The sequence below is a fragment of the Nocardia asiatica NBRC 100129 genome (genome assembly GCF_000308415.1).
Lineage (GTDB): Bacteria > Actinomycetota > Actinomycetes > Mycobacteriales > Mycobacteriaceae > Nocardia > Nocardia asiatica.
In genome coordinates this window covers 1-5,763 of the sequence record NZ_BAFS01000390.1, presented here as the reverse complement: position 1 = coordinate 5,763, position 5,763 = coordinate 1, and the positions used below count along the sequence as shown (strand labels likewise).

The following is a 5,763-nucleotide window of genomic DNA, read 5'->3' as shown; positions in this document are numbered from 1 at the left end:
AGTAGTGCTTTGTTAGATGCGCCGGGGTGTGCTGTGCTGCAATGGTGTTGCGCGAGGAGATGGACGTGGTCCGTCCGGTGATCGAGGAGTTCGCCGCCGAGATGTTCGCCGGGTTCGCCCGCCGGGACCAACGAGCCAAGGGGCAGCTGTACCTGCGGGGCCTGCTGGCAGACGGTAAACGCAAGTCGATGCAGCCCATGGCGGCGCGGCTCGGGGTCGATCATCAGCAGTTGCAGCAGTTCGTGACGACCTCGACCTGGGACCACACCCAGGTCCGGGCCCGGCTGACCGGGTGGGCGGCGCGGTTCGTCGACCCCCACGCCCTCGTGGTCGACGACACCGGGTTTCCCAAGGACGGGACGGCATCACCGGGTGTGGCGCGAATGTACTGCGGGGCTTTGGGCAAACGCGGGAACTGCCAGATCGGGGTGAGCGTGCACGCGGTCACCGACTGGGCCTCGGCCGCACTGGATTGGCGGCTGTATCTCCCGAAGTCCTGGGACGACCACACCGCCACCGACCCGGACGAAGCCGAACAGATCACCGCACGGCGCGCACGGTGCGCGATTCCCGACCACGCTCGGTTCCGGGAGAAGTGGCGGCTGGCGCTGGACATGCTCGACGAGGTCCTCGGCTGGGGTATGCCCGCCCGGCCGGTGATCGCCGATGCCGCCTACGGCGACAGCACCGCCTTCCGCGCCGGACTGACCGACCGCGGCCTGACCTACGTCCTGGCGGTCTCGGCGGCGACCAGCGTCCACCCCGCCACCGCTGAACCGGTGCCACCGACCTACTCCGGATTCGGGCGACCCCCAACTCGCACCGACTACCCCGACAAGCCCGTCACCGCCAAGACGATGATCATCACCACCGGCCGCTCAGCGGGACGGTTCGTCACCTGGCGGCGCGGCTCCCGCCACACCGCATCGAACCCGGGCGCGGTGATGCGCTCCCGGTTCCTCGCCTTGCGGGTGCGCCCGGCCAACCGCAACATCACCCGCGGACCGGACGGCAGCCTTCCCGCATGCTGGCTGCTGGCCGAATGGCCACCGGCGCGGCCGAACCCACCGACTACTGGCTGGCCACCGTGGCATCAAGCATCCCGTTACGAGACCTCGTGCGGCTGGCGAAAATCCGTTGGCGCATCGAACACGACTACCGCGAACTCAAAGACGGCCTCGCCTGGACCACTTCGAAGGCCGATCCTGGCTCGGCTGGCACCGCCACGTCACCCTCACCTCCATCGCCCAGGCAATCTGCACCACGCTGCGCCTCACCCCAAAAGCCCCTGCGCAGACCTGACCCTCTACGCCGTCCTGCGCCGACTCCAACACCTACTCGCCACCTGGACCGGGCACTGCCACACCTGCCACCAACCCCTACCAGCCCGAACACAACCACCCCACACCTAACAAAGCACTACTAGGTTCTGTCTCGAAGTGAAGTGATGGGTGGAACCGTTGTGCGGTGCCACCCATCTGCATGTTCGGTGAAAGTTGTTGGCCGCTTCGGCATATGGGTGAGGTCTCCGGTATTTCGGGCTAGCGACCAAGCAAACCTGAATAGTCCCGGAGACCTCGTGCCCAGCGTAGCGGTGGCGGGGCGGGCGGATCTGACCGATGCCCAGTGGTCGCGGTTGGAGCCGTTGCTGCCTCGCGGGAAGAAAACGGGACGCCCGCCGAAGTGGACGAAACGGCAGCTCAGGGACGGCATTCGGTGGCGTACCCGGGCCGGGGTGCCGTGGCGGGACGTTCCCGCCGAGTACGGGTCCTGGCAAGCGGTCTACGGATTGTTCCGACGCTGGCAGCGAGCCGGCGCGTGGGCGGCGATCGTGGCATCGCTGCAGGTGCTGGCCGACGCGGCCGGGGTGATCGACTGCCAGGTCAGTGTGGACTCCACGATCACTCGGGCCCACCAGCACGCTGCTGGCGCCCGCCGCGACAGCGACCGGCAGGCCGAACCGCCAGCTGGACCTGGTGAACGCGAGCCGGCCTATCACGGGGTTGGGGCGCTGTCGGGGCGGGTGGACCAGCAAGCTGTCGTGTGTATTTCAGGGGCCGGAGAACAGACGTTCGCAGGGTAGTCGAGGCAGCAGATGATCCGCATCGGTCATCTCGAAGATCAATTCGATGGCGAACCACTGTCGCCGAGCCCAGTCCAGGGTCAGCATGTGAGCCGCGGCGGCGGTGGCGAGATAGTCGAAACACACCTCGGCCAACCAGATACGAATGTGGACGTCGCCGTCGGCGGCGAGGGGATTCGTGTCGGTCGCGTGCCCGCCCGAGCGCGGCATGCCGTCACGGGGGCTGTTCGGGGTGGCTACACGGTGTGCGGGAACGCAGCCGGGCGTGCGGGTGTCGAATCCGAGCGTAGCGGTCATGTGCGCCTCCTTACTGAAACATCTACAGTTTATCAGTAATATTTCATTTAGGAACCCTTGGATGTCCTGCGGCTCGTCGGTTCGAAGCGATACTCCGCGCATGACGACCACAGGCGTCGCAGCGAGCCCGAATCGTTGGCCATTCCGCTGAGTGGGACCGCGGTAGCCGGCGCTGCCGGTTTGATGGTCTCGCATCTGTTGGCCGCGGCCGGCATCGCGAATATCGTCATCGATCTCCGCACGCGCGTCAGGTCGAGCGTACGCAACGGCGTACTCGAAGGTGGCAACGTGCGGATGTTGTTCGAAGCCGGTGTCTCCGACCGCGTTCTGCGAGATGGACAGGAACGCAGAGGAATTCGTCTGCGATTCGAGGGCGCCGATCATCGTATCGAGTTCGAGGACTCGGTCGGACGTCGCCTTCGCGGATGGGCGGCTGCTCGCCGAGGCCCTGGAAAGGGGCACTCGCTCCGGTAACGCTTGTGGAGCTGCGATCCGTGGCCGAATCCCCAGCCGGTTCGCGCCATCTGGCGGAGGCGTACACGGTCCGACCAGGCTCCGCGCCGGTGATTCGAGAGTCCGGAACGCGAATCGAACCGTCGAAGTCCGCAGCTCGGCCGAACTGAAGTTTCAAAACATCGTTCATGATACTTTAGTAGCAATGAGATGCTGCCACAACTCAAGGAAAGAGGACCGATCGTGCGGTTTTCCATCGTCAGCGGGCCCCGTCAGCGCCGCGACCTCGGCCAATCGGCGGCAGATGCCTGGTGGAACTACGTGAACGACGCGGTGCTGGCCGAGGAACTCGGATACGACGCCGTGTACTTCGGTGAGCACCACTTCAGTTTCGCGTCGGGCAACTCCTCTCCGTTGACCATGGCCGCGGCGGTTGCCGCGCGGACGTCGCGAATTCGGATCGGCACCTCGGTGATCTGTGCGCCGTTCCACAATCCGATACGGCTGGCCGAGGACATCGCCGCGGTCGACATCGCCTCGAACGGGCGTTTCGAGTTGGGTATCGGCGTCGGCTCGCAATGGGAAGAGTTCAACACCTTCGGCGTCGATCCGAAGGAACGCTTCGGACGGACCTGGGAGGCGATCGACGTCATCGAGAAGTGCCTGCACGGGGCGACCGCCGAGTTCAGCCATAAGGGTAAGTACTTCGACTTCCCCGACGTGCGGTGGATCATGCAGCCGGTGCAGAAGCGCATTCCCATCCTGTGGGGCGGCTTCGGACCGCAAGGGGTGCAGAAAGCCGCCGAACGCGGCTATCACCTGATCGCCCCCGACCTCACCGGAACATATCAGCGGGTGACCACCGAACAGGGCCGTCGTCCCGAGGAGTACCTGATCGGATTCGTCGACTTCGTCAGCATCGCGGATACGTGGGAACAGGCCTTCCAGGCCGTCGGCGAGCCGTGCCAGTGGGTCAGCAACGTCTACGCGCTGCGCAAGGACCTCGACGGCAACCAACCGCCGGAATCGGAGCGGATCTCCATGGAGACACTGCGTCACGGTGCCGAGACGGGGGAACCGGTTTCCTTCGCGACACCGACCGTCGGAACCATCGACCAGGTCATCGAGAGATTCCTGCCTGTCGTCCGAGGGGAACGCGGACTGATCACTCATGTCGTCATCGAGGTGCGTCCGCCCGGTACCCGCACCGAAGACGTTCATCGCACGATGCGCTTGTTCGCTGAACACGTGCGCCCGGTGTTGGAGGCTGAAGCCGCCGAACGCGGCATCTGAAACTACGAAGGGCATGGGACATGTGACGCCAGGAAGGGCGCGTGACCACCGGCGTAGAATTACGCAGTGGCGTCGTTCGAGAAGATTCGACCGACGCATACCGGGACAGGCTCGCGAATGCCGCACACTGCGCGGTCGTGGTCATGCGTCCGGCATTCCAGCGTGAAGTCCAGCACGAACCGCGAACCACCTCGGACCGTCCGAACTGTAGCCGCCCACAGACCTATCGACGCAGATCACGCGCTGATCGCGTGATCTGCATCGATAGGGGGCGTGGACGTCCACCGTTACGTGGGGACTGTGTTCATCCACATCGACATCGCCCTGTCAGGAGTGACGGTCAGCCGACGAAGTACGGCCTGACCCACGTCATGTGCTCCGGTGCGCCCAGCAGTTCCCCTTCTGCTCCGGCTGCCCCACAACTGCTCGACCAAGGTGCCCGACGGCTCGCTGGTCGGCGCGGGCATCGGGTGCCACGGTCTGACCGTGCTCATGGACGACCGTCAAGTCGATCAGACGGGTCTCGCGCAGAAGGGCGGCGCTGTGGTCTCCGATGTCAAGATCTTCTCCGAGTTCGTTGCCGAGGCGAACCGTGTCGGCGAGGGCCAATGCGATCTCTACCTGGGTTGCGACTTGCTGGTAGCCGCGGATCCGCGCTACCTGACCGCAGCGCGCCCCGGCCGCACCGCTGCGGTCGTATCGATGACGAAGGTGCCGACCGGGGCGATGGTGATCGACCCCGACGTCAGCTATCCGCCGGTGGACGAGTTGCTCGGCTCGATTCGGGCGGCAACCGAAGGCGCGGAACCGATCGCGTTCGATGCGCGCGATATCGCCGCCACTCTGTTCCGCAGTGATCAGTTCGCGAATGTCCTGCTGTTGGGCGCCGCCTATCAGGCCGGACGAATCCCGTTGTCCGCCGCGCACATCGAGGAAGCCGTCCGTCTCGGAAAGGTGCGAATCGAGCAGAACATCCAGGCGTTCCGACGAGGGAGACAGGCCGTCGCCGCGCCGCAGGCGTTGAATGCCGCGCTGGGGGCCATGCGCCACACAGCGACACAACGGACGGTCATCGAGGGGAGCGAGGCCATCATGTCGCACGTACGCACGGCGCCGGGTTCCCCGCTCGCGGCGGTGCTCGAGGTCCGCGTGCCCGAACTGATCGCCTATCAGAACCGTGACTATGCCTGCGACTACGCGACCTTAGTGGAGCGGATCCGTGCGGCGGAGGCCGCGGCCGTGCCGGAAGGCCCTGGACATCGGGACACGGTGATCACGACGATGTCGGCAGCGCCTCGACGCTGCCGACATTCGTTGCGATCAGGCGGGAGAATCCGCCACGAACTTCTCCACCAGGGTGACGAAGTCGGCCGACGCCGTGTTCTGCAGGTCGTGTCCGCCTGCGGGCACGATGTTGAACTGGGCGCGCGGCAGAGTCTCGGCGTAGGTCTGCTGCTGGCTGAGTTCGATGATCTCGTCCGCGTCCCCGAGCAGGGCAAGCACCGGAATGCCGCGTTCGTTCACCACCGCGATGGCGGCGTCGGCCGAGAAGACGATCTGCAGGAAGGCGAACAGCTTGAAGCGGTTCTGCATCTGCTGTCCGATGTACTCCGGCGTCGCCCACGGCTTGTTGGGGT

The 5,763-nt window shown here is 65.5% G+C and carries 5 protein-coding genes and 1 pseudogene; 5 read left to right on the top strand and 1 reads right to left on the bottom strand.

Annotation, left to right across the window (positions count from 1 at the left end):
- Window positions 1-59: 59 nt before the first annotated feature.
- Window positions 60-1,302, top strand: a pseudogene (locus tag ON27_RS29910) (IS701 family transposase).
- A 277-nt stretch (window positions 1,303-1,579) separates the two neighbouring features.
- Entirely contained in the window at window positions 1,580-2,083 is a 504-nt protein-coding gene (locus ON27_RS41710; RefSeq protein WP_245560329.1) for an IS5 family transposase, read from the top strand.
- Here ON27_RS41710 and ON27_RS45955 read toward each other — a convergent pair.
- Window positions 2,051-2,380 carry a hypothetical protein gene (locus ON27_RS45955; protein WP_043735162.1) on the bottom strand — a complete coding sequence of 110 codons (330 nt, stop codon included), beginning with the start codon at window positions 2,378-2,380 and terminating at the stop codon, window positions 2,051-2,053. The two genes, ON27_RS41710 and ON27_RS45955, sit on opposite strands and share 33 nt — an antisense overlap.
- A gap of 183 nt (window positions 2,381-2,563) precedes the next feature.
- Here ON27_RS45955 and ON27_RS45950 point away from each other — a divergent pair, with 183 nt between their 5' ends.
- From ON27_RS45950 to ON27_RS43295, 3 genes are all read left to right on the top strand, one after another.
- Window positions 2,564-2,854 (top strand): FAD-dependent monooxygenase, encoded by a 291-nt coding sequence (locus ON27_RS45950; protein WP_157227412.1) that lies wholly within the window; start codon window positions 2,564-2,566, stop codon window positions 2,852-2,854.
- Window positions 2,855-3,076: 222 nt separating this feature from the next.
- Window positions 3,077-4,126 (top strand): LLM class flavin-dependent oxidoreductase, encoded by a 1,050-nt coding sequence (locus tag ON27_RS40165; protein WP_157227411.1) that lies wholly within the window; start codon window positions 3,077-3,079, stop codon window positions 4,124-4,126.
- A gap of 435 nt (window positions 4,127-4,561) precedes the next feature.
- The coding region (locus ON27_RS43295; RefSeq protein ID WP_043735153.1) for a 2-oxoacid:acceptor oxidoreductase family protein at window positions 4,562-5,763 on the top strand (1,202 nt) is incomplete at its 3' end.